Source organism: Ruegeria sp. SCP10 (assembly GCF_040329495.1).
Taxonomy (GTDB): Bacteria; Pseudomonadota; Alphaproteobacteria; order Rhodobacterales; family Rhodobacteraceae; genus Ruegeria.
Genome location: NZ_JBDZYF010000007.1, coordinates 146894 through 170501, shown reverse-complemented (window position 1 = coordinate 170501; position 23608 = coordinate 146894). Strand labels below are relative to the sequence as shown.

Sequence of the window (23608 nt, the reverse complement as noted above, 5' to 3'; positions counted from 1 at the left end):
GAACGAAACGCTGATTTCTGGGCAGGGACACCAACGTGCCGCGTTATTCGTACACTGCGTATAACAGATTGGGAAAGCTCGAGAAAGGCGAGCTCCAGGCTGCAAGTGAGCTAGTGGCATACGGCGTTCTTAGCGGGAAGGGTTTGCAGCCGGTTGTCATTGAAGAAGGCTCTTTTGCTTTGCCCTGGTGGCAGCGAGATATCTCCTTTGGAGCGGCGGAAACCAAAGCGTCCCCAGTCGCTTTGGAACACTTCTTTCGAACGCTTGCTGGCTTATTGGAGGTTCATCTTCCTCTGCGTCAGGCACTGCGGTTTTGTTCTGAAAATGTCAAAGATAGGCGTATGACTCAATCTGTGTTGCGCCTCGAAGAAGACGTAGCCGATGGCAAAACTCTGGCGACAGCTATGCGCAATGCAGGAAGCTACTTTCCTGAGCGTCTGATCACACTGATTGAGATCGGCGAAGCTGCCAACAACCTATGTGGTGTGGCGGCAAGGATTGCATCCGGATTGGAAAGCGAGGCAAAACAGAGACGAGAAATCCGCTCTGCGATGATCTACCCTGTCATCCTCATCGCAATGTCTTTTTTTGTTATGGTATTGCTGGTCTTCTATCTCGCGCCGACGCTTGTTCCTGTATTCGAGAATGCGACCTCTCATCCGCCTTTTGTCCTGCGAATTATGACGAAATTGAGGGACATCATCCTCGACAAGTGGATCTTCATTTTGATGTTTGGGCTAGGTTTTGTTGTTGCTTGGCAGTTTCTCAAAGTGCGCCTGGCCTGCTCTTTGTACCCAGTTTTTTTGAAGCTACCGATTGTCGGAAAACATCTGCGCCTCTCGGAAACACTGAAAATCCTTGATGGGATAACCATGATGCTGTCTAGCGGTTCCACGCTTCCACGTGCAGTCGACACCGCACGACAAGCGACAAGCCTGCCTGCCTATCAAGCACTTCTTGAACAGTCAGAAGCAAGAGTTGTTGCCGGTGAAGCATTCTCGGCTACCCTAAAATCAACGCTGCTAATAGATCCAATGACAGTGGCGATGATTGAAGCTGCCGAGGCGTCTGATCAAATGCTTCAGGTTTTGGACCGCCTTGTTGCAGACCTTCGGGCACGGAGCACCCAGATCAGAGCCCAATCCATTCGTTTGATAACGCCAGTTCTGACATTGGCCATAGGTCTTGGTGTCGGAGGTGTCATCATGTCAACAATTTCTGCCATCATGTCGCTAAACGATGTTGCGTTCTGAAACCTTAGTGCAGGTGTCAGCACATTCGCGAAGCCGCGCGGGATACTCTCTATTCGAGGTTATGATTGTGCTTTCCATCTTGACGATTGTTGTCGCAATCGCTGCTGCTGGCTTTCGTCCGCCTTCTGATGAGCTCAAGTTGAATCGCCAGGTCGCGCATCTTGTTTTGCTGGTTGGCGATGCTCGACTGAAGGCTATCAGATCCAAACGATTGGTTCACATCGAAGTAGTGGATTGTGCCAACGAGCATGTAGAGTTGATTTTCTTTCCTGACGGCACCGCTTCAAGCGCTGAGTTTTGTTTGGCTGAAGGTGAGCAACGGGAAATCCTTGTTCTGCGACCGTTAACTGGTCAAATTTCGACGGTTCTGAACGATGAATAAGCGCGCGGGTTATTCGTTGTTCGAAGTGCTCGTCGCTTTCACTGTGATGACGATGGTGTTGTCCGTTGTTTTGCCCCGTCAGGCGGAGTTTCTGGCACATGCAAACACACGCATGGAACGCGTGAAAGCAGCCGACATGGCCTATTCGAGACTAAGCGAACTGGGTATGACCCTCGCTTTGGAAAGCGGAGAGAACTTAGAGCAGATTGGCGATTGGTTGCTATTTCAGCGGATCACATCGATGGATTCGGTAGAGCCCATCTCTGATCTTGTCGAAGTAACCGTAGAAATCAGAAGCACTGCCGGTGATGTTCTGTTTCAAGTTTCCGAGGTTCGGGTGGTTCGATGAACGCAAGGTCTGGTCTCAGTTTGCTTGAGTTACTGATCGCATTGGCGTTGCTCGCACTCATTGCAACAGGATTGTCCGGAGCGCTCAGTTTCGCGGTTTCAGTATACGACCGCGCACGCCCTGATACTTTTCAAAGTGACCAGATTGCTCTTAAAACACGCCTTCGATCCTGGTTGTCCAATGCAAGCTCGCCATCAGAAGTTACACCTTATCCGGTAAGTTTCGTTGGAACTACCGAGCAGTTAGAGTTTACAACAACTCAAACCAAAGGGTTTGCTTCTGAAGCAGCTGCTCTGAGAGTTCTCGTGGAGAATGCATTTGGTGACCTTGTTGTCACTGTTTCTGAAATGGATGATGAAGGGAACGTTTTTTCCGTTCATGCGGGGATTGTGGCCGTATACGTAGATCCTGTATTTTCTTATTATGATCATAGGGCTAGTGAATTAGTCTGGGATGAAGACTGGTCCGACCCCGCACGATTGCCAGACTTAGTGCGCATCGTAGCAAAAAACGGCAATGACCAGAAATGGAGTACCTTTGTCGTGAAACTTATTTTGAACTAGTGTGGGTCAACGGTAAGCGATGCTTCTATTATCCACTAAACGAGCAGGATCGCCGGGTGTTTGGAATCTGCTCAATAGGGGTAGTATCTGACTCATAAAATCATCAAATTGTGGAACGATCTGCCTTCTATTCCAGGTGCGGTTTTTTTGTACAACTGATTGCGTAAGCAACATTCTACTAGTTCAGTTTAGAACAGTCTGTCCGCCAGTTGAGCCATGCTCGACACGGATTCAAACTGGCCTTTGTTCAGCACCCGAATACCGGACCTTTGAGCCTTGATCCCATGCTGGTCACCTTTTGAGTGCTTCCCAATTCTGTTTCCCAGCTCTGGCAATGGCTCACCGGGATCACCACCGAACCAGAGATACTCTGTCAAATCTAGGTTGTCCGGATCGAACCTGATCCACACGACACATCCCGACGGCCTCTCTGACAGATGAATGTTGATCTTTTGCCTTGATGTCTTTGCGCCAACGAAACTCGACTTCAATTGCACGTGGCGGACAGTGCCATTTGCTTCCAACAAAACATCATAGCCACTTCTGTCGGTGTGGCTTCGTAGGATATCCATAGGGAGGTCGCGTTTCCACATCTCGCGACAGAGCTCAGCTAGAAAACCATATTCAATATATTGCTCTCTCAGGCTGGAAGCATTGTTGTGAAACTCGTCTGACATAACGACCTCTGATTTATACTCGTCCAATCACGCTTGCTGTTTATCCGTAGTCAAGCAAAATGAGACTTATAGTCTGTAGATTATTAGTCAACATCCGTGACCGATACTTCGGATGGACATACGCGTGCGGGTCGGCCGCAATCTGAAAAAGTACCGCAAGGAAGCAGGCCTTTCACAAGAAGGTCTGGCATTGGAATGCGGTCTTCACAGAACCTATGTCAGCGGTGTTGAACGGGGTGTGCGCAACCCGACAGTTGTTGTTCTGGAACAACTGTCAAAACCACTGGGCATCAGCGCGGCCCAATTGCTGGAGTAGGTATATGAGCAAGCGTGATTCTGCTGACCAAACGACTGAGTTCGCCTTCGACGTTAAACCCTTTTCGGAACAGTTACACATTCTCAAAGACAAAGGTGCCCGGCATGTGGAGCCAGAGGAGGTTGCTGAGGAAATCCGCAAGCATGGACTGAACGCGATGCCGCGGGAACTGGAGGCCTGGCTGTGCAACTTTCTTGATGGAAAGATCGAGAAGCGCGGAAGAAAGGGTCTTAGTGATTCAGAAAAGTTGTTCAAAGCAAGAAGGGTGAGGTTGATCCACTCCGCTATTCGGGCTGCGTGGCGCGGAGATAGTGATGTTCCGGATGAAGTCTATGAGCTGCTGAACGAAGTCGAGCCTGAATTCGACGATGCGGACGCAGAATCAGTGAAAGCCTGGAAAGCCGTTTCTTACTTCTTCCACGGACATTGCGGGCATCAGAAGGATCTTAGCAATCTCGCGGGCGAATTCGCTCCCTCTGCCTCAAAATAACCCGCTTATTGTTGGGCAAGCTTTTACGGGCGTTTTGTTCCATCAACAGGATTACAAAACCTGCTGATTGGAGAAAACATGAACTTCCTGGTAAATCCGGGCGTCAGTGACCGGAGCAAAGTCGAGTTTGTAGAGGTCGGGTTGGTAAAACCCTATCCCAACAATCCGCGCACCCATTCAAAGAAACAAATCAGACAAATAGGAGCCAGCATTCGTCAGTTTGGCTGGACAAACCCGATCCTGATCGACGGGACAAACGGGGTCATAGCGGGTCACGGGCGCCTTGCCGCTGCTAAAGAACTTGGCCTGACAGTCGTGCCCGTTCTGCGCATCGAGCATATGAGCGAGGCAGAAAAGCGGGCCTATGTCGTTGCCGACAACAAACTCGCTGAGAATGCAGGTTGGGATGCAGATCTTCTGCGGATCGAACTCCAGGGGCTGGAAGAACTGGACATTGAGTTTGATCTGGAAGTCACGGGGTTTGAGACCGGCGAGATTGACGTCCTGCTAAACACTGATACCGTTCCTGATGCGGATGAGCCTGTTCCTTTGCCAGACACGGAGCTAAAGCGGTTTCGCGGGAGGGAGATCTGTGGTTGATCGGACCTCACCGGGTCATCTGTGGCAACGCGCTGGACCCGACAACATGGAAAGCTCTGTTTGGTCGGGACAAAGCGCAAATGGTATTTACGGATCCCCCGTACAACGTGCCAATTGATGGCCACGTTTCCGGGCTCGGTCGGGTTCGGCATCGTGAGTTTGAGATGGCATCCGGGGAGATGTCCCGTGCCGGTTTCACGAAGTTCCTGAATACTGTATTTGTCAATCTGGTGGACTATAGCGAAGACGGTTCGATCCACTACATCTGCATGGACTGGCGGCATATACGCGAGGTGCTCGAAGCCTCAGATGGTGTCTATCAGGAGACAAAAAACCTCTGCGTCTGGGCAAAGACAAATGCCGGCATGGGGTCTTTCTATCGCTCGCAGCACGAACTTGTTTTTGTGTTTCGAAACGGAACCGGCCCTCATATCAACAACTTTCGTCTGGGTGAGACCGGGAGACATCGTTCCAACCTCTGGACTTATGCCGGGGCAAACACGTTTCGGGAGGGCCGGATGGAAGATCTGGCGGCTCATCCGACCATCAAACCGATGGATATGGTTGCCGATGCGATTATGGACTGCTCCAGACGTGGCGGTTTGATTGCTGATGCGTTTGCAGGATCCGGCACAACACTTCTTGCGGCGGCCAAATGCGGTCGGGTCGGCGCAGGCATCGAGCTCGACCCGCTTTATGTCGATCTGATTGTGCGTCGTTTGCAGGATGCAACGGGTGAGACAGCTGTACACGCAGATAGTCTCGACGATTTCCAGACAATCGCTAAGACGCATGGAGTGATCGCATGAGCGCTTCAGACGATCAGGACTATGAGGTCGGATATAGAAAGCCTCCTAAAAACACGAGGTTCAGAAAGGGACAATCGGGCAACCCCAAAGGCCGTCCAAAGGGGGCGAGGGGGCTAAAAACGGATCTCAGAGCAGAGCTGTCCGAGCGGGTAACAATCACAGAAAACGGCCGCCGTAAGACCCTGACCAAACAGCAGCTTGTAATGAAGCAGCTTACTGCCCGCGCTGTCAAAGCGGATATACGGGCAATCAGCAAATTGGCGGAACTGGCCATTGCATTGCTGGGTCCGGAGGATGAAGCCTCTCAGGTTGAAGACAAGCTCTCGGAGGAAGACGAGGCTATTCTTCAAAGCTTTTTGGAGCGAAACGCGGGAGAGCAGGGCAATGAGCAGTGACAGGGCTGTTTTACACGCCGCTTTGCGACAGAAATTCCCGAGCTTCTTGAAGAAGGCTTTCCCAACAGTCTCCGGGGGAGAGCAGTTTGCCGAGAGCTGGCACCATAACGCGATCGGATATCAGCTACAGCGCGTGGCTGACGGTGAGAACAGACGCCTCATCGTGACAATGCCGCCGCGCTATCTGAAATCCATCACGATCTCGGTGGCCTGGGTGGCCTGGATGCTGGGGCGGGATCCGACACTGAAGTTTGTATGCGTGAGCTACTCAGGTGATCTGGCGCAGAAGCACGCCAGCGACTGTCGCGCCATCATGCAAACTGAATGGTACCGGCGTATTTTCCCGAACACGCGTCTCAAGCGTGGCGGGAACTCGGAAATGGATTTCCGGACAACAAAGGGTGGGGGCCGCTTGTCGACGTCTGTCGGTGGCACGTTGACGGGCCGTGGTGGCGATATCATCATCGATGATCCCATAAAGCCAGAAGATGCAATGTCGGAGACCGTCCGAAAACGTGTAATCAACTGGTATGCGAATACCCTGTCGTCGCGCCTGAACGACAAGGCGAAGGGTTCAATTCTGCTGGTGATGCAAAGGCTGCATGAAGAAGATCTGGCCGGCCATCTCCTTGCTTCAGGAGGGTGGGAACATCTCAGCCTGCCCGCCATTGCTGAAAACGACGAACGGGTTGCGCTGAGAAAGGGTAAAACCCACGAGCGCCGGCGCGGTGAGGCGCTCCACCCGGAGCGGGAAAGCGTCGCCGATCTCGAACGCCTGAGGTCCATAATGGGTACTGCCGTGTTCTCTGCTCAGTATCAGCAATCCCCGGTGCCTGCGGAAGGGCTCCATGTCAGAAGGGAATGGTTCAAACGATACTCCAACGCACCCGAGAAAATCACCGGAGACCGGATCGTACAAAGCTGGGACACGGCCAGCAAGGACGGCGTTTTCAGCGACTATTCCGTCTGTGTCACAGCTTTGCTGCGCAATCGGGATGTCTACATACTCGATGTTTTTCGGGACAAGCTGCAGTTTCCCGAACTTCGGCGCAAGGTGATTGAGCAGGCCCACCGCTATGACATCAATGCGTTGCTGATCGAGGACGCTGCCAGTGGCCAGCAGCTTATTCAGGTCCTGCGGGACAACGCGCCCAATCACATGCCGAGGCCTATTGCGCGCAAGCCTCAGGGAGATAAGCAAACCAGGTTTTTGGCACAGAGCCACCGTATCGAGGCCGGAGAATTGTGGTTGCCAGAGGCGGCCCCTTGGCTAGCCGAGTTTGAGCGCGAACTCCTTGGCTTCCCCAATCTGAAACATGATGATCAGGTCGATGCACTGACCCAGCTGCTTGGCTGGTCCCTGCCAAACTATGGTAACAGACCCTACATACCGGGTGACATTCCCGGAATAATGGGGCCGGGTCTGTACAATGGTTATGGACGTATTGAATAAAGCCGCTCGGGTAGCTTTGAAGGCACAGTTCTTATTCGTCTGATGTTTTCTGTGATCCGCGTATAGACGTGTCGGTTTGGCGAGAGAGTGTCTTCAGCATCTGAAGTCGGGCCTCAGCGTGGGTCAGCAGGGCCTCAATCGACACTACAAGCCCATCGGTTTCCGTCGGGTGCTGCCACGGGCTCTGGCCCTGCACGACCAGAGATGTTGCGTCCTCCAGCGTGCCTGCGAGCTTTGCAAAAACAAAACTGAGCTGTTCCCGGGTTGTGTCGTTCATACAAGCAGTACTGCTCGACCGGCTAAGGAAGTCGAGTGAATTCGGTGATGCCTTCGGAAGCGCCGCCAAATTCGCCATTGCGGGGCAAATTTCCCAGTTGTCGAGCCTGTTATGCGGTTCAAGCCTGCCGTTCGCTCGACTTAGCCTTTGCTGCGGTGCGACACATCGGACCGGACTTTCGCTGCAGGCGCAAAGGCGCAGCCCGGCTCAGATTTGGGGTTGGCTTGTGGCTAACAGTACCGACGCTTACTCTTGCACGGAAGCGTCGGGCTTCAACATCGTTTGAAAGATATTGCAGCTGAGTAAAACCACGGAAACGCGTCTACATCTTTGATCAGATTGAGCCCCATTCTAGCCCGAACTTGCCTAAGTACTTTCTCAACCGATCTGCATCGTTCTGTGTCTTGCGTTTGCCGCGCGACACGGCAAACAACGCCCGCCCGGCCGCACTCAGGCTTGCAGAGCTGCGGCAGGTCCGGATGACCTCGGCCAATTGCACAAGGTCAAAAGGGTCCACCTCGGACGCGGCATCGCCCATCACATCGGCGACCAGCTTGAAATCATCATTGGACTGAGTGGATTTCCAATCCGATTTGAGCGCCTCGATTTCAGAGGTCACCATCGCACGGGTAATCCGCCCCCGTGGCGCAAGCGTACACAGCCTTCGGATCGACCCGGAAAAGTCGCGGAAGTTTCCCGGCCAGCCGGTTGCCGGATCTTTGGCAAAACCCAGATACTGCGCGCGCGCGTCAGAGTTGAAACCGACATGGGTGCCCAAATCCCGCTCGCAGCGATCCAGTTCGTGTAGCAGATTGACCTCGATATCCTCGGTCCGGCTGCGCAGCGCGGGCAAGGTGAAGCTCCAAGTGTTCAGCCGGGCCAGAAGGTCGGTGCGAAACTGACCCGAGGCCGTCAGGCTGCGCAGATCGCGGTTCGCACCGGCGATCAGATGAAACCGGCTTGAAATCTCGTGGTCCGCACCCAACGGGTAGAAACGCCCGGTCTCGATGGCATGCAACAAAACGGATTGCATGTTTGGATTCAGTTCATCCACATCATCCAGAAACAGAACGCCGCCATCCGCTTCGCGCAACAATCCGCTGCGTTCAGTCCCCGCCGCCCCAAGGTACGAGCGGCGCTGACCAAACAGCGTCGCCATGGCGTCGGGTCCGTTTAACGTCGCGCAATTCACATGGACCAGGCGACCTTTGACGCGGCGCCGATCCAGTTTGAGGCTGTGAATGCGTTCGGCCAGCTCGGTCTTGCCGGTCCCGGTTTCTCCGAGCAGCAGGATCGGTTCGTCGGAATTGCTGGCCACCAGTTCAACCCGGTCGATCAGCGCGTTGTATTGCGCATTGCGCGTTTCGATCCCCCCCTTCAGCTGATCGCTGTATTCGCGTGACAATTGGTCGAACCGCTGCTGCAGCGCATTGTAGCGGCTGAGGTCCAGATCAATGATGTCGAACTTAGGGGCGTCGTCATCCGGACCAGGTGGACCGGTCTGGATCAAACGCGCGGGGATATGCCGACTTTCGGTCAGCAGAAACCAGCAGATCTGTGCCACATGTGTGCCTGTGGTCAGGTGGACGTGGTATTGCTCTCGATCTTCGTCGAACCCATAGATGCGTGCAAAGTCGAACAGCTTGCCATACACCTCCTGAAAGTCCCAAGGGTCAGTCAGGTCCATTCGGCGCAACAGTACCTCGGTCTGGGGCGATAGCTCTTCGATTTCGCGTTTAACCTGATGGGCAAGTCGATTGAATTTGTGGTCGTGCAGCAGCTCAAGCCGGTCGACATTGAAATGGTCATGGATGGTCAGGCTGGGCGTCGGCTTCCAGCGCCGTTTCTTGCCCATATCCAGCTGCGTACCGAGGAATCCAATAACGACGTTTTTCATATCTTATCTATTTTTATATTTTCTGATCTTTTTGTATCGTACAGCTTGGCGCAAATTTCTTCAATGGGCGATAGAATTTAAATGAATCAATAGCTTAACTCAGTTGTAAGTTTTTCTCTGATCGCGAACCGAACCATGCAAAAACATCCTCACAAACAAACGAGGACAAAGAAATGGCGAACAAATCCGTGTTTGCATCGATCAAAGGCCGGTTGCTGCCAAAGGCAACTGCACAGAACGCCCATGGGGCGCGGGCCTATGCCTATTCCGACGCCCATGCTCTGGCTCAGGTCGCCGTGACTGGGACCTTCGGGGGCATGTTCTATCAGTCGCCGCAAGAGGAGCTGGAATATGTTCTGGACGTGGCCGAGGCAGTTGAGCCGAAGTTTCTGGCGCAGGCTGCAATTCATGCCCGTCAGTCTGGCTACATGAAGGATATGCCCGCCGTGTTGCTGGCCATACTAGCCCGGCGTGACCCGGTTCTGTTTCGTGCGGCTTTCGCCCATGTGATCGATAACGGCAAGATGCTGCGCACCTTCGTGCAGGTCATCCGGTCGGGTCAGACGGGGCGGAAATCTCTGGGCTCTGCGCCAAAAGCCATGGTGCAGGCCTGGTTGAACACCACATCTGACCGGGCGCTGCTGAACGCCAATATCGGGAATGACCCGTCGCTGGCGGACGTGATCAAGATGGTGCACCCGAAACCGGCCTCGGCCGAGCGGGAGGCGCTGTTTGCCTGGATCGTCGGGCGGCCGTGCAATCTGGCACGGCTGCCACGGGCCTTGCAGGAATGGATCGCGTTTCGTGAGACGGGCAAGGGTCCGGTGCCGGATGTACCGTTCCAGATGCTGACGCAGCTGGAGCTGTCGCCACAACACTGGGCGCGGATCGCGCGCAAGGGTTCGTGGCAGATGGTGCGGCAGAACCTGAACACGTTCGAGCGTCATGGCGTTTTCAACGTGGCCAAGAATGTGGATCATGTGGCTGCACTGCTGCGGGATCCGAAGGCCATCGCCAAGGCGCGAGCGTTTCCGTACCAACTGATGGTGGCGGCGCAGAACGTGAACGGCGATATGCCGCGCGAGATCGTGGATGCTCTGCATGACGCGATGGAGATCGCGGTGCAAAACGTACCGCAGGTCTCGGGTCAGGTTGTCGTGTGCCCGGATGTGTCGGGCTCGATGACATGGGCAGTGACCGGTTACCGCCCGGGGGCGACCTCGGCTGTACGGCATGTGGATGTGGCGGCGCTGGTCGCAGCGTCGTTCCAGCGCGTGAACCGCGGATGTCAGGTGTTGCCGTTCGACTTCGATGTGCGTGATGTACGTCTGGAGCCGCGCGACACGATCCTGACCAATGCCGAGCGTTTGGCCGCCTTGGCCGGAGGTGGGACGAACTGTTCCGCGCCGCTGGCCTGGTTGAACAAGCGCGGTCGCGCACCGGACCTGGTGGTATTCGTGTCTGACAACCAGTCTTGGGTGGATGCCCGCGCTGGCGGTCAGGGCACGGCGATGTTGAAAGAATGGGAAGTGATCAAGCGTCGCAACCCGAAGGCCAAACTGGTCTGCATCGATATCGCCCCATACGGGACCACACAGGCGCAGACACGTACCGATGTGCTTAATGTCGGCGGTTTCTCGGATGCGGTCTTTGACCAGATCGCGGCCTTTGCCGCCGGTCAGACCGGCCCGGATCATTGGGTCGGCGAGATCGAGAAGATCGAACTTTGAAAAACGGGTCAGGCGGAATGCCTGTGGGACTACAGCTTTGAACTCTGTCAGATGTCTCACAAACATCTTGTCCGCCTGACCCAAACAGACATTTCCCGGCGAATGCTGGTGGAACTACAGGTTAGAGCACCGGTCAGCAGGCCGGAGGTCGCGGGTTCAACTCTCGCCGCGCTATGCGCGTAGCTCAGGGAAGATGTTTCACCAACCCTTTGTCGCCAGGACCCGAACAAGTCAGGCAGAATGCCGGTGGGACTACATCGCTGTTAACGATCCGCGCCCGTCAAAGGGCGCTGTCTCACCACCCCTTGTCTGCCTGACCCGAATTGAAAGGAAACTGTCTCGGCGAATGCCGGTGGAACTACAGATTGTTAATCTCCGTGTCGCGGGTTCGAATCCCGCTCGTCCCAGCCCCTTGTGGGAAGGACGGTAGCTCAGTCAGGTAGAGTAGGCGTTTCACCCTGGTCGTGCTTTGCACGCAAACACAACCGCTTTGTCGCCGAGACAAGAAACGAAAGGAATACCCGGCGAATGCCGAAGGAACTACATGGCACACCAGGGACAGGTCGAGTGGGTTCAACTCCCCTCCGTGCCGGCGCCCAGACGGCAAACGCATCTGCCCATTCAGATGCGGGGCGGGCCTCCCAACTGTTTCTTCACCCCTTGTCGCCGGGGCTACTGGTTAAATGCATAGAGTATGATGATGACAGACATTCAAAAAACGCTCCATTTGGCTGGTAAGGCTGTTGAAATGTGTTTGAACGGCCGCCCAAGTTTGGCACTCCGCCGCTTCAACGCGCACAGGGCTCGGCTTTCCCCGTGGGACGTCGCCCGGATTGATCCGCAATTGCGCCGCGTACATCGAGACGCTGAATTCCAAGGGAGTCGGAAGCCCGGTGTGGTTACCCGAATCCTGCGCTTGAAACCGCCATTTTTTGAGCAGGAAATTGCAAGAAGTCCACAGACCGCATGGCTATTTGTACATAGCCACAATGGACGATATCGACAGTCCGCTGTTCAATCGATGATCATCGGAGACGAGGATACCGCAGCGCAAACGGCACTATTGCAGCGTTGCAACGATTGGGTTCCACAAGTGCGCGAAGCAGCGTTTGATCGGTTACGCACCCGTGCGCCCCAATTGTCTCAAACGGCTCTGGCCAGCTTGGTGGTATTTGCTGTTGCGAGAGTCGGAATATGGCAACGCGGAGGTGCCGAAGCTCTGAATATTCTAAGGGAATGTCCTCTTTGGCTTTCCGCTTTGGAAGAAGCTTTGGCAAAACAAACAAATGGCCCTTTGGTGCATGTGCTCAAAAGACAGATCGTTGAGAGTGCGTTGGATCATGCCCTGAATCGACTGGCAAGATCCGCGAGGTCGCCGTTTGTCAGATCAGCCGCTACCGAATGCGTTTTGAATGAACAGGTGCGTTGGAAAAGTGGATACGCAAAGCAATGGGTCAACAAGCCTCTGGGTATCAGCAGGCGCGTTCCGATCTTTAAAGAACGGGTTCTGGATATTGATCCGGCAAATTGCGCGGCCGTTGTGCGTTCTGGTGCGCGTGACGCCTCTGCGATGGTTCGTAAGAAGATAGCTGACAAATTCATCAGGGATGGAGGCAAGGAATTCTCTGATGAGGTCAAGCTATTGAGTAAAGATTCTGCGGCATCGGTACGAAGTCGCATGGAGTTTTTCCATCGCAAGTATCCGAGCAATATGAAGAAAGACAAAGTAAATGACTAAAGAAGCCGAAAACTACCCCGTAACCGGGGACCATCTGAAAGACTGGGGCCATCGCCCCGGCAAGCAGTTCCCGGCCCTGCTGGCGCGCGCGAATGATATGCGGGCCGAGGGGTTTGGGCTGGTGCGCATCCGGCAGGAGCTGGAGGGCGAGATCCCTCCGATCCCGCCAACGCTGGACCTGCGTACACCCGGGGAGGTGGCGTTTCACGAGAACATCGACGCGGTGCATCCGGACGAAGAGGACAACGTCTCCAAGGTGCGCGAGACGATGACGGCGCTGATGCGGACTCCGACGATTGAGGCCGGGGCGATCATGCCGGATGCCTGTCCGGCCGGGCCGGTTGGCACCATCCCGGTTGGCGGTGTGGCCGCCGCGCGGAATGCGATTCATCCGGGGATGCACTCGGCGGACATCTGTTGCTCGGTCATGATCACCGATCTGGGGGATGCGGACCCAAAGCAGGTACTGGATGCGGCGCAATCTGTGACGCATTTTGGGCCGGGTGGGCGACCTCAGGGCAAGCGGTTCACGACCTCGCTGAAATTGCTAGATGCGTTCCGTGAAAACCCGTTTCTGGACAACCCCAAGTCTCTGCGCATGGCGCAGGAACATATGGGCACGCAAGGCGACGGGAACCATTTCCTGTTTGTCGGCCGCTCGCGCAAAACCGGGCGGACGGCGATTGTGACCCATCACGGCTCGCGCGGGCCGGGGGCGGTTCTGTACAAGAACGGCATGGCCGTGGCCGAGCGGTTCCGGAAACAGCTCTCGCCAAAAACGCCCAAGCAGAACGCCTGGATTCCAGCCGATACCGAGGAAGGGCGTGATTACTGGGAGGCGCTGCAACTGATCCGCAAATGGACCAAGGCCAATCACAACGCGATCCATCAGGCGACGGTCGAGGCCGCGCGCGTGGGTGACGTGGGTGAGCGGTTCTGGAACGAGCATAACTTCGTCTTCAAGCGGGGCGATCTCTTCTACCACGGCAAGGGGGCAACCCCGGCCTGGGGAGACTATGCGGCGGACGCAACAGGTTTGACGCTGATCCCTCTGAACATGTCCGAGCCGGTTCTGGTCGTGCGCGGCAACGATGCTGGTCACGGGCTGGGCTTCAGCCCGCATGGGGCCGGACGGAATTTCTCGCGGTCCGAACACAAGCGCCGGATGGGGTCGGTCACGCCGGATCAGATGCTGAAGGCCGAAACCGAAGGTTTGGATATCCGGTTTCACGCCGGTGGCGTTGACGCTTCCGAGCTGCCATCCAGCTACAAAAGCGCCGACAGTGTTGTGGCGCAGATCAAGTCGTATGATCTGGCAGATATCGAAGACTACATCGATCCTTACGGCTGCATCATGGCTGGTGATGTCCCGCCATTCTGGAAGAACAAAAAGAAAGGTCGCCGGTAACAGCTGGCGACCTTGGCAACTTCCAATTCAACATCCTGATGATGGAAGTTCGATGAATACATGGAATCTGTCAAAAGGACTGAGCGCAGGGGGGAGATCGGCCCAAACCGGACATTGCGCAGGCTGTCTGAATGCTGCAATCGCAGCCTGCTTAGCGGACATTCGCTGCAACAAAGATGTTAGATGATAGGCAAATTCATGAACCGTGCGCCAGGAAGCTGCGATGATCGCTAATACGACCGCGCGTACCGCGGTTATCGGCGAAATACCCGACTACCCACCTGTTGTACTTAGCGTGGTCCACTTACAGGCCTCCCTGGGCCATAGTCCCTTCCAAATCACGATAAGGCAACTCGCACTGCAAACAGATGTTAACTCAGAATACAAACCTGCATCCCAATAAAATTGCCAGCCATTCAGAGAGACCATGCTTCAAACTGTTCAAGAACAATTCGACGGGAACAGACTTGGAAAACTCAGTGTTCATCAATCTCAGTTCAACAATTGCGACACATCCGTGCTTGTTATGCGATGGCAGAAAGCCACGCATGTATGGATGCAACGCAGACCGAACCTTCACCAACACTGGACGCCACCCGTTTGATAGAGCCAGCTCTCACATCACCGACGGCAAACACTCCGGGGCGAGAAGTTTCGAATGATGATGTCGCACGACCTTCTGTTACATCGGTTCCAGTACAGACAAAACCGTTACGGTCTAACTCGACACAACCATTCAACCAGCTTGTATTCGGAACCGCACCGATCATGACAAATACGTGGCTGATCGGTTTGCGCTTTTCTTCCTGCGGCCCCTTCCAAGTGACTTCGACCAACTTATCGTCTCCGTGCAGATCGGTGATCTCCGTCTGGCCGTGAAGAGAAATTCGGTCGGTTTCAGCAATTCGCTGAACCAAATAGTCGGACATACTTGCTGACAGGTCTTTGCCTCGAATGAGCATATGGACCCTTTTTGCATAGCTGGACAAAAACACTGCAGCCTGACCGGCTGAGTTTCCGCCACCAACTACCACAACTTCCGAGTTTTCACACAGCTTTGCTTCCAGCGCGGATGCTGCGTAGTAGAGGCCCCTGTTCTCGAACCTGCCCTCTTCAGAAAGACCAAGTTTTCGGTATCTTGCGCCAGTTGCCAGGACCACACTGTGACCGAATGCGTGGTCATTGCCATCAAGTCCTAAGCGAAAGGGTTGTTTTTCACATTCAATTCCCACCGCCTTTCTGCTTACGGCGAACTGCGCACCAAACTTCTGAGATTGGATCCAAGCGCGCCCTGCAAGCGCGGGACCAGAGATACCAGTTGGGAACCCGAGGTAATTCTCGATTTTTGACGAAGTTCCAGCCTGACCACCCGGTGCCTCCTGTTCGATTATGAGAGTGCTCAAGCCCTCAGAGGCTGCATAAACCGCGGTCGACAAACCCGCCGGGCCGGCGCCTACAACAATGACGTCGTAGGGTTTGTCCGGGCTGACATCTTCAGTCAGACCCAATGCAATGGCGAGTTCTTTGTTGGATGGTTTTGACAGTGAAACCATGTTCGAGACAAGTACAACCGGAAGATCATTTGTTGTCAGATTCCGTTGATTCAGCAGGGCGTCTGCATGTGTTTTGTCGTCCGCTAGGGCTGGATCAAGCCGCTTCAGCGGATAACCGTTACGGTTCAGAAAACGGGCCATCCTAATCGCATCGGCATCTTCATGCGATGCAATCAAAGTCGCCCCCGCCTCACCGTGTTGTATGAACCCTGTGCGCCTTAGGATAAAAGCGCGGGTGATTTTCTCTCCGAGCTCGGGCTCGGCCGAAATCAGGCGGCGAAATTCTTGCCTTGGAACACGAAGCAGTCGACCTGGCTGGTCAACAGTCGCACCACGAACGATACCATCGACAAGAATCCGTCTGTTGTTGAACAGGTCCAACTCACCTGTGAATTGCTGTGTTCGATGCGCAGTGTTCACTCTGGTGCTGCCATCTGGATCATGCTCGACGATTTCGATGGCACCTTCCAAGACGACAAAAAAATCTACAGAGCGCTCACCGAGTTTGAAAACATAAGTGCCGGGTGATACGGATTCTTCGCGGCCATATTGCCTCACGCGGTCTATTTCTTCAGATGTCAGAAATGGAAATGTCTGTTGCTCGCGTGCATATGGATCAGACGGATCCAGGCTGTGGTTTTGACGCGAATTCTCAAAGTTGCCCGTGTCGATCGGTTCCATCTTTCTCAACTCCCCAGGATTCTGAACACAGTCACACCTCAGCAAGCAATCGTCTTTCAGATTATCATCAAATTGATGTAACGCCCTGCATCTACGCCAACCGTATATTTAGCAGATAGCGCAGTACTGGTTAGCGCCCTTTTTCCAATGCCTTATAAGCGGATGACCTAATCCAAAGGTTTGACAGTCGATATAGCATGGAAACACTTCGAATTTAGAAATGTCAAAAATCTGAAAGCCTCAACAAACATCAAAAGCATAGAATATCTAGGAGTCTTAATTGGTCCATTAGCCAAGTGCTTTTAGACGTCCAAAAACTGAGGCAGCGTGATGATTGACATCAAGAGTGACAGGGGTTTTCCATACGTTTTCGGATGTTTCATGCATTTTATATTGGCGTCGTCAGTCCTTTGGTTTGGTTGTTCTGCTTCTTTGGCGCAGACCGATGCCCCTGTTGTCGAGGTCGCGCATCCGCTTGAAGAGCTGATAGTGGATTGGGATGAATACACCGGCAGGTTTCAGGCACGTCAACAGGTCGAAATCGCATCCAGAGTTTCGGGCTTTGTGCAGTCGATTTCCTTTCGGGAGGGGCAGCTGATTGAGGCGGGCGATCTGCTGTACGTTATCGACCAAAGGCCCTTCGAGATTGCATTGCAACAAGCACAGGCCAGGTTGGCTGTCAGCAGGGCAACGCTGGAATTTGCCGAGATTGAGTTCAATCGGGCCAGCACGCTTGCCGAGCGGAATGTTGGGGCGCAAAGCGAAGTAGAAAGGACCTCGGCTGAGTTCGCGCGCGCCAGAGCAAATGTCGATTTAGCGACCGCTGACCTGAAATCAGCTGAACTGCAGCTGGAATACAGCGAAATTCTCGCACCCATCGGCGGAAGAATATCCGCAACCAACGTTGATGTCGGAGATCTTGTCGTAGGCGGGGTCGCTGGTGGCCAGACCTTGACCACCATTGTTAGCCTCGATCCGATTGAGTTCCTATTCTCCGTCTCAGAAGCTGATTTCATTCGCTACACAAGGCTAGACCTGAGCGGAGAGCGTCGAACTTCGAGGACAGAGCCCAATCCTGTGTCCGTCAGACTATCTGATGAGGCAAGCTGGAGCCACGCCGGTCATATGGAGTTTGTAGAGAACACATTGGATCCAAATTCAGGGACATTGATCGGCAGGGCAATTTTCGAGAACGCAGACCACTTCTTTCAACCTGGCCTATTCGGACGGTTGCGGCTGTTGGGATCTGGTGAATACACAGCGGTCCTGATCCCAGATGAAGCCGTCGTCGCGGATCAGGCGTCTTCCATCGTGTATGTCGTGGACGATCAGGGAATTGTTGAGCGAAGACAGATCGAAACCGGTGGAGTATGGCAGGGTCTGCGCATCGTCACGAACGGTATCTCGAAAGAGGATTTAGTTGTCGTGGCTGGCATCCAGAGGGCGCGGCCGGGCGGCCCGGTATCGCCCGAGATCATAGACCTGACGCTGTTCAATCGGGAGTAGCCGCCATGAACCCGCGCTTCTTCGTCGACAGACCAATCTTTGCTGCAGTCATATCTATCTTCATTCTGATAGTGGGGGCGGTTTCTTATCTCCGGCTTCCTGTTGCTGCGTACCCGGAAGTCGCGCCTCCAACGGTTCAGGTTACAGCCAACTATCCGGGCGCCTCCAGTGAGGTAATCGCCGCCACGGTTGCCACGCCATTGGAACAAGAGATCAATGGGGTGGAGGGCATGATCTATATGCTCAGTCAATCAACCAGCGATGGTCGATTGACAATCACCGTTACCTTCGAGCTTGGTACGGATATCGACGAAGCACAGGTCTTGGTTCAGAACCGTGTGAGCAGAGCAGAACCACGGCTGCCTGAAGATGTCAGACGGTTGGGCGTTGTCGTGCAACAGAACTCACCCAGTCTGTTGCTGGTTGTCCATTTCTTGTCACCTGACGGGAGCCGTGATCAGCTTTACATCTCCAACTACGTCAGGTCCCAAATCGTTGATCAGGTCTTGCGTATTGAGGGTGTCGGCCAAGCCACGCTTTTTGGCGAGCGCGCTTATTCCATGCGCATCTGGCTGGATCCGGACAAGTTCGCCGCCCGAAATCTTACCGCGGGTGAGGTGATCGCAGCCCTACGTGCAAATAACGTTCAAGTTGCATCCGGCGTTCTCGATCAGCTGCCAGTCGAAGATCAGGGCGCGTTTCAAATCAATGTCGAAACACTTGGTCGCTTGGTTCAGCCTCAGCAATTCGCCGATATCGTCATCTCGACGGACTCCTCCGGCCGGCAAGTTAGCGTTCGAGACGTAGCGCGTGTCGAACTTGGGGCCCAGGATTACGCATCCAATGGCTATCTTGGAAAAGACACTGCTCTTCCCATCGGTGTCTTTCAGCGCCCCGGGTCAAATGCCTTAGCGACTGCCGAACAGGTTATGGAACTGGTCGACGAACTCAGTCACGAATTCCCGCCGGGTATCGAATATCAGATTGTCTATAACCCGACCGAATTTATCGAAGAATCCGTGCATGCCGTTTATGTAACGATCGAAGAAGCAATCCTGTTGGTCATTCTGGTCGTTGTTGTCTTTCTGCAATCCTTGCGGGCGTCAATCATTCCCATTCTGGCAATACCAATTTCGCTGGTCGGGACGTTCTTTGTCATGCAGGTGTTGGGATTTACGCTGAACAACCTGACCCTGTTCGGCCTGGTGCTTGCCATAGGTATCGTTGTTGATGACGCGATCGTCGTCGTCGAAAACGTCGAGCGCTATGTTGAGGAAGGATTTCCCCCAAAAGAAGCAGCCTACAAAACCATGCAAGAGGTTTCAGGTGCACTTGTTTCAATTGGTTTGGTCTTGTCGGCTGTATTTATTCCGGCAGCCTTTATCGAAGGTATCTCTGGTCAGTTCATGCGGCAATTCGCGGTAACGATCGCGACAGCAACGATCATCTCGGTGACAGTCGCTCTCACTCTATCACCTGCGCTATCGGCCCTTTTGCTGAGACCAAAGCAGAAAGATCAAACGAAAACAGGCTTCCTTGCATCGGTTTGGAAGGTGATTGGTATCCCATTCCGAGCATTTGGCAGAGGGTTCAATTGGGCCTTCGACAAGCTTTCGCAGGCTTATGCCAGTGCGATCCGCGGCATCCTTCGTGTTTCGGGCTTGGCGCTTGTTGTTTACTTCGGTCTTGTCTTTCTAACCGTGTTTCAGTTCAACCGCGCGCCAGCCGGGTTCATTCCCGATCAGGATCAGGGGTATCTGATCGCGGTTGTCCAGTTGCCTGCCGGTGCATCGTTGACCAGGACCGACGCTGTCATTCGGGAAGCCACAGACCTGCTGTTGGACGTTGAAGGCGTTACCGACACCGTCGGGTTTGCCGGTCTGGATGGGGCGACGTTCACCTTCGCGCCCAACACCGGTGTCGTCTTTATTACGACAGACGATTTCAAGGCACGCGCCAAGAAAGCGCTGAGCAATCCTAAACTCATCGGCGATACTTTTTTGACCCTGCAGCAGATACCTGAAGCATCGATTTTCGTTATTGCGCCGCCTCCGATCCAGGGTATCGGCAATACAGGTGGGTGGACACTTTACATACAAGACCGGCGTGGGCGCGGCCCGGATGCGTTGCAAACCGCCGTTTTTGATGCAGCGTTTTTGGCCAACGGAACCGACGGCCTAACGCAAGCTTTCACTTTCTTTAATACCAGCAGTCCAAAGCTCTTTGCTGACATCGATCGTGTCAAGGCTGATATTCTGGGGGTTCCACCTGAACGCATTTTTGAAACGCTTCAGGTCTATCTTGGTTCTGCCTTTGTGAATGACTTTAACTTTCTGGGACGCACATATCGGGTGACGGCCCAAGCTGATGGCCAGTTCCGCGACGATCCACGCGACATTCTGGATCTGCAAACACGGTCCGACTATGGCAACATGGTTCCTCTTGGGTCTGTCGCTAGTCTGGAGCAGCGCACCGGCCCGTATCGTGTGGCAAGGTATAACTTGTATCCTGCAGCATCGCTTCAAGGGGCCACATTGCCTGGAACATCAACCGGTCAGGCGATCTCCGAGGTTGAACGATTGCTGGATGAAACCTTACCAGACGGCTTTGGATACGAATGGACAGGTCTGAGTTTTCAGGAAAAAATTGCGGGCAACACTGCAATCTATGCTTTTATGCTGGCGGTGGTGTTTGTCTATCTTCTGTTAGCGGCACAATATGAAAGCCTGTTCCTCCCTCTGGCGGTGATTTTCATCGTACCGATGTGCCTGCTTGCGGGTGTGACGGGCGTCTTGCTCAGAGGTCTGGATATCAACATTCTTGTACAGATTGGGTTCATTGTCTTGGTCGGTCTGGCCTCGAAGAATGCCATCTTGATTGTCGAGTTCGCAAAACAGGCCGAAGAGCGTGGAATGACCCGAGTTGATGCCGCTGTTGAAGCTGCACGCCTACGACTGCGACCAATCCTGATGACGTCCTTTGCGTTCATTCTTGGGGTTGTGCCACTGATGATCTCGGTTGGTGCGGGCGCGGAAATGCGCCAGTCGTTGGGGACGGCCGTATTTTCTGGAATGCTCGGCGTCACGTTTTTCGGCCTCTTTTTCACGCCGGTATTCTTTGTGGTTTTTCGTGGGATCGAAACCTTTTTCCTGCGCGAGCGAAGGGTCAAAACAGTCAGCCTGGAGCGGTGATCGTAATCCCAATTGTGTTTGTTGAGTGTGTGTCAAGCACCAACAGAGGCTAGCGTTTTTCAAAGACAGATTTTTTGAAATCTCAAAGGTTTCTGGAAGACCAAACGGGTACCGTCGCGTACGATAGACGCTCCAAACCTGTTCTGGAAACCATAATGATCGATACAGCGCTAGTTCGAGGCTTGATACGTTTCTTTGCGGGAACAGTTGTGCTGGATCACAATGCGTCTTTCCTGATTTGGCGGAAATCAACGAGCATAGACGATACTCTTGTCCGCAGCCTTCGACGAGACCAAGAGTTCTTGAGGCAATCCGCATCAAATCTTCTCAATGCGTGCCAGGAAATCGGCTTTAGTCTGCCAGAGGATTTCTTTGGCTTGTCCGAGCTTTCATCGATCGCTGTTGGCTCTGACATCGATTCTGATGCATTGTGTTGTCGGTTTAGAAATGACCACTTGCAAATGGTTGAAGATGCTCAGTTCCTGTTGGTGGTTTCACGGTTTGATACACCTTCGTCCAGAACGGCTATTCTGACGCAAAGCGCAACGCATGGTTTCTGGGCGTCTCACTGGGCTGAGTTGGATCACAAACTGCCAAAAAACTACTACAACTGAACTTCTGGCTTCGAAATCCGAGCAAGAAATGGTTTCAAACGATACGTGAGTGTCAATGGCACTCATACTGACGGTCTAGCCGGAGAGTGTATTCGAAACTTCAACGAAGTTCTGTGGGAAAATAACCTTGCTGCTGACGTACGCCAAAGGCAAAAGGTCTAAAAGCAAGCACTTAGATCAGGCGGTTATTTACACAAATCACGACCAAACCGCCAATATTCCCAGACGGGGTAGGATATGCACAAACAAGAAGATGCTCGACCCCGTCCAAGGCTAGAATCTTGTATGAGGCCTGAAAATACAGCATCGCGGATGGATCGCTTAGGTCGCATATTCCGTTGTGAAAAAGAAATGTCCTGATCAGTGTTTCCGGTAGAACCGTGGCGTCTTTGCTCGGCCAATGCCCGCTGGAATTGCCTTGATAGTCGATCGCAAAACACAAGACATCGTTAATCTTCAAATGCTCCAAACCGGTGTCCGATCTTTGGGGTCTGTGCTTCCACTTTTCCAGCGCATTCACCATTTCGCTGTCCAAAGATGCAAGCGCCCCCATTTCCTGTGCGCCCTGAAAAACCAGAAGGTCGGCGATGTTGTCTCCATCTGCGAAACTGTTCATTTTTCCTCCTGAATTGATCATGATGGACGTCCACACCACATCAGAAAGGCAGAAATGGTCACTGGCGGAGAACGCTATCCGGTTTCACCTTGGTTTGCCGTGATACAGGTAATGCCTTTTTTCCTGTGACTTCGGTCGGAACGGTTGAATCGATTTGGTGGTTTTGACGGTAACGGCCTGGCGCAACGCCGATTAAGTCCTTGAAACTGGATGTCATATGCGCTTGCGAAGAGAAGCCGAGGGTGTAGGCAATCTCTGAAATCGTCAAATCCGTTTGCTGCAGCATCTGGCGCGCTTTGGTAATTCGGCGCTCAATTATGAATCTTTGTGGAGAGCAGCCGATCGTCGCTCGAAACCTTCTTGAAAAGGTGCTGGGCGTTAACCCTGCGTTGGTCGCAAGGTCAGCGATCCGTATGCCCGTTTCGAGATGAGAGTCTATGTCTGACAAAACACGCTGCAAGGAGCCGTTGGTGAACTCTGTTCCGTCCAGTTCCGCAGCTCTCACGCAAGTCGATCCTATCGCATGTGACAAAAGAAGATCAGCAGTCGAAGACAAGAACGACATATTGGGACACACCGGTTCGAGAATGTGACGTCGAAGCATCTTTGCAATGGATGCTATGTCGCTGTGGCGATGTTCAATCAGTGTTTGCGGTAGGCGCCACTTACCGGATTTCGCAGTACGGAGTATCCGAGCTGCACGATGTGGTTCAGCCGTGATCAACAGAAGTTCGACACTGGATTTTTGGCGGATCACCCGTTCTTTGCCAGGCGACAAGTAAGTGAGCGCGTACGCTCGGTTCAGGCAACTTACTGAACCGTGTTCGTTTTCATGTAGCGTCACCGCGCCAGCCGCAAGAGGGATGAGGATATTGCACCGATCTACGCTAAGCCGTGCTTCGAATGGCTTTGCAACCATTATTGCGGCCATTACGTCATCGGTCTCCTTAAGCACAAACGCATCTGGGAGTTTATGTTTAGAGCTGGGAACGCTGATCGGGAGTGCCCGTTTTTTGCGCTCTGACTTTGATCCGAAGCTTTGTGCCATTCCCGATCATAGCTCTCAATTCAGAGACGGGTCTTACATGCAGACTGAGCTTTACAAATTCG

22 protein-coding genes are annotated in these 23608 nt (G+C 53.6%); 16 read left to right on the top strand and 6 right to left on the bottom strand.

What is annotated here, in order from left to right:
• Positions 1–35: 35 nt before the first annotated feature.
• From ABLN87_RS15495 to ABLN87_RS15480, 4 genes are read left to right on the top strand one after another with little or no spacing between them, the layout of a single operon-like run.
• Positions 36–1253, top strand: coding sequence for a type II secretion system F family protein (locus ABLN87_RS15495; RefSeq protein ID WP_353011674.1), 1218 nt, complete (start codon positions 36–38; stop codon positions 1251–1253).
• Positions 1240–1635, top strand: coding sequence for a pilus assembly FimT family protein (locus tag ABLN87_RS15490; protein WP_353011672.1), 396 nt, complete (start codon positions 1240–1242; stop codon positions 1633–1635). The genes ABLN87_RS15495 and ABLN87_RS15490 overlap by 14 nt, the downstream gene beginning before the upstream one ends.
• Positions 1628–1984 (top strand): type II secretion system protein, encoded by a 357-nt coding sequence (locus ABLN87_RS15485; RefSeq protein ID WP_353011670.1) that lies wholly within the window; start codon positions 1628–1630, stop codon positions 1982–1984. Before ABLN87_RS15490 ends, ABLN87_RS15485 begins: the two co-directional genes overlap by 8 nt.
• Complete coding sequence (locus ABLN87_RS15480) at positions 1981–2547, top strand: prepilin-type N-terminal cleavage/methylation domain-containing protein (protein WP_353011669.1); 567 nt, start codon at positions 1981–1983, stop codon at positions 2545–2547. Before ABLN87_RS15485 ends, ABLN87_RS15480 begins: the two co-directional genes overlap by 4 nt.
• A 188-nt stretch (positions 2548–2735) precedes the next feature.
• On the opposite strand, the gene ABLN87_RS15475 is transcribed toward ABLN87_RS15480, so the two are convergent.
• Positions 2736–3224, bottom strand: coding sequence for a hypothetical protein (locus ABLN87_RS15475; RefSeq protein WP_353011667.1), 489 nt, complete (start codon positions 3222–3224; stop codon positions 2736–2738).
• A gap of 112 nt (positions 3225–3336) precedes the next feature.
• Here ABLN87_RS15475 and ABLN87_RS15470 point away from each other — a divergent pair, with 112 nt between their 5' ends.
• The 6 genes from ABLN87_RS15470 to terL all read left to right on the top strand — a co-directional run bounded on the left by ABLN87_RS15470 (position 3337) and on the right by terL (position 7287).
• Entirely contained in the window at positions 3337–3540 is a 204-nt protein-coding gene (locus ABLN87_RS15470; RefSeq protein ID WP_353011665.1) for a helix-turn-helix domain-containing protein, read from the top strand.
• A 4-nt stretch (positions 3541–3544) separates the two neighbouring features.
• Positions 3545–4030 carry a hypothetical protein gene (locus tag ABLN87_RS15465; RefSeq protein ID WP_353011663.1) on the top strand — a complete coding sequence of 162 codons (486 nt, stop codon included), beginning with the start codon at positions 3545–3547 and terminating at the stop codon, positions 4028–4030.
• A gap of 78 nt (positions 4031–4108) precedes the next feature.
• Positions 4109–4630 (top strand): ParB/Srx family N-terminal domain-containing protein, encoded by a 522-nt coding sequence (locus ABLN87_RS15460; protein ID WP_353011661.1) that lies wholly within the window; start codon positions 4109–4111, stop codon positions 4628–4630.
• Positions 4627–5439, top strand: a complete 813-nt coding sequence (locus ABLN87_RS15455) for a DNA-methyltransferase (RefSeq protein ID WP_353011660.1) — start codon at positions 4627–4629, stop codon at positions 5437–5439. The genes ABLN87_RS15460 and ABLN87_RS15455 overlap by 4 nt, the downstream gene beginning before the upstream one ends.
• On the top strand, positions 5436–5834 hold the full coding sequence (locus ABLN87_RS15450; RefSeq protein ID WP_353011658.1) for a DUF5681 domain-containing protein: 399 nt from the start codon (positions 5436–5438) through the stop codon (positions 5832–5834). Before ABLN87_RS15455 ends, ABLN87_RS15450 begins: the two co-directional genes overlap by 4 nt.
• Before the next feature lie 22 nt (positions 5835–5856).
• Positions 5857–7287 carry a phage terminase large subunit gene (gene terL, locus ABLN87_RS15445; protein ID WP_353011656.1) on the top strand — a complete coding sequence of 477 codons (1431 nt, stop codon included), beginning with the start codon at positions 5857–5859 and terminating at the stop codon, positions 7285–7287.
• A 31-nt stretch (positions 7288–7318) separates the two neighbouring features.
• Here the strand turns inward: terL and ABLN87_RS15440 are convergent, their stop codons facing one another.
• Both ABLN87_RS15440 and rtcR read right to left on the bottom strand, forming a co-directional pair.
• A complete protein-coding gene (locus ABLN87_RS15440) occupies positions 7319–7564 on the bottom strand; it encodes a hypothetical protein (RefSeq protein ID WP_353011654.1) in 246 nt (81 codons plus the stop codon).
• A 334-nt stretch (positions 7565–7898) separates the two neighbouring features.
• Positions 7899–9461: an RNA repair transcriptional activator RtcR gene (rtcR, locus tag ABLN87_RS15435; protein ID WP_353011652.1), complete on the bottom strand. Its 1563-nt coding sequence runs from the start codon at positions 9459–9461 to the stop codon at positions 7899–7901.
• Between the two features lie 173 nt (positions 9462–9634).
• Here rtcR and ABLN87_RS15430 point away from each other — a divergent pair, with 173 nt between their 5' ends.
• The 3 genes from ABLN87_RS15430 to ABLN87_RS15420 all read left to right on the top strand — a co-directional run bounded on the left by ABLN87_RS15430 (position 9635) and on the right by ABLN87_RS15420 (position 14337).
• Positions 9635–11191 carry a vWA domain-containing protein gene (locus tag ABLN87_RS15430; RefSeq protein WP_353011650.1) on the top strand — a complete coding sequence of 519 codons (1557 nt, stop codon included), beginning with the start codon at positions 9635–9637 and terminating at the stop codon, positions 11189–11191.
• 700 nt (positions 11192–11891) lie between these two features.
• Positions 11892–12929 carry a hypothetical protein gene (locus tag ABLN87_RS15425; RefSeq protein WP_353011648.1) on the top strand — a complete coding sequence of 346 codons (1038 nt, stop codon included), beginning with the start codon at positions 11892–11894 and terminating at the stop codon, positions 12927–12929.
• The gene (locus tag ABLN87_RS15420; protein WP_353011646.1) at positions 12922–14337 is read left to right on the top strand and encodes an RtcB family protein; all 1416 of its coding nucleotides are present in this window, start codon (positions 12922–12924) and stop codon (positions 14335–14337) included. The genes ABLN87_RS15425 and ABLN87_RS15420 overlap by 8 nt, the downstream gene beginning before the upstream one ends.
• A gap of 524 nt (positions 14338–14861) precedes the next feature.
• Here ABLN87_RS15420 and ABLN87_RS15415 read toward each other — a convergent pair.
• Positions 14862–16571: an FAD-dependent oxidoreductase gene (locus ABLN87_RS15415; protein ID WP_353011644.1), complete on the bottom strand. Its 1710-nt coding sequence runs from the start codon at positions 16569–16571 to the stop codon at positions 14862–14864.
• A gap of 381 nt (positions 16572–16952) precedes the next feature.
• Here ABLN87_RS15415 and ABLN87_RS15410 point away from each other — a divergent pair, with 381 nt between their 5' ends.
• From ABLN87_RS15410 to ABLN87_RS15400, 3 genes are all read left to right on the top strand, one after another.
• Positions 16953–18077 carry an efflux RND transporter periplasmic adaptor subunit gene (locus ABLN87_RS15410; RefSeq protein ID WP_353011642.1) on the top strand — a complete coding sequence of 375 codons (1125 nt, stop codon included), beginning with the start codon at positions 16953–16955 and terminating at the stop codon, positions 18075–18077.
• Between the two features lie 5 nt (positions 18078–18082).
• Positions 18083–21268, top strand: coding sequence for an efflux RND transporter permease subunit (locus ABLN87_RS15405; RefSeq protein ID WP_353011640.1), 3186 nt, complete (start codon positions 18083–18085; stop codon positions 21266–21268).
• 155 nt (positions 21269–21423) lie between these two features.
• Entirely contained in the window at positions 21424–21882 is a 459-nt protein-coding gene (locus ABLN87_RS15400) for a hypothetical protein (RefSeq protein WP_353011638.1), read from the top strand.
• A 172-nt stretch (positions 21883–22054) separates the two neighbouring features.
• On the opposite strand, the gene ABLN87_RS15395 is transcribed toward ABLN87_RS15400, so the two are convergent.
• Positions 22055–22498, bottom strand: coding sequence for a hypothetical protein (locus tag ABLN87_RS15395; RefSeq protein ID WP_353011636.1), 444 nt, complete (start codon positions 22496–22498; stop codon positions 22055–22057).
• Between the two features lie 58 nt (positions 22499–22556).
• Positions 22557–23546: an AraC family transcriptional regulator gene (locus ABLN87_RS15390; protein ID WP_353011634.1), complete on the bottom strand. Its 990-nt coding sequence runs from the start codon at positions 23544–23546 to the stop codon at positions 22557–22559.
• Positions 23547–23608: the final 62 nt, after the last annotated feature.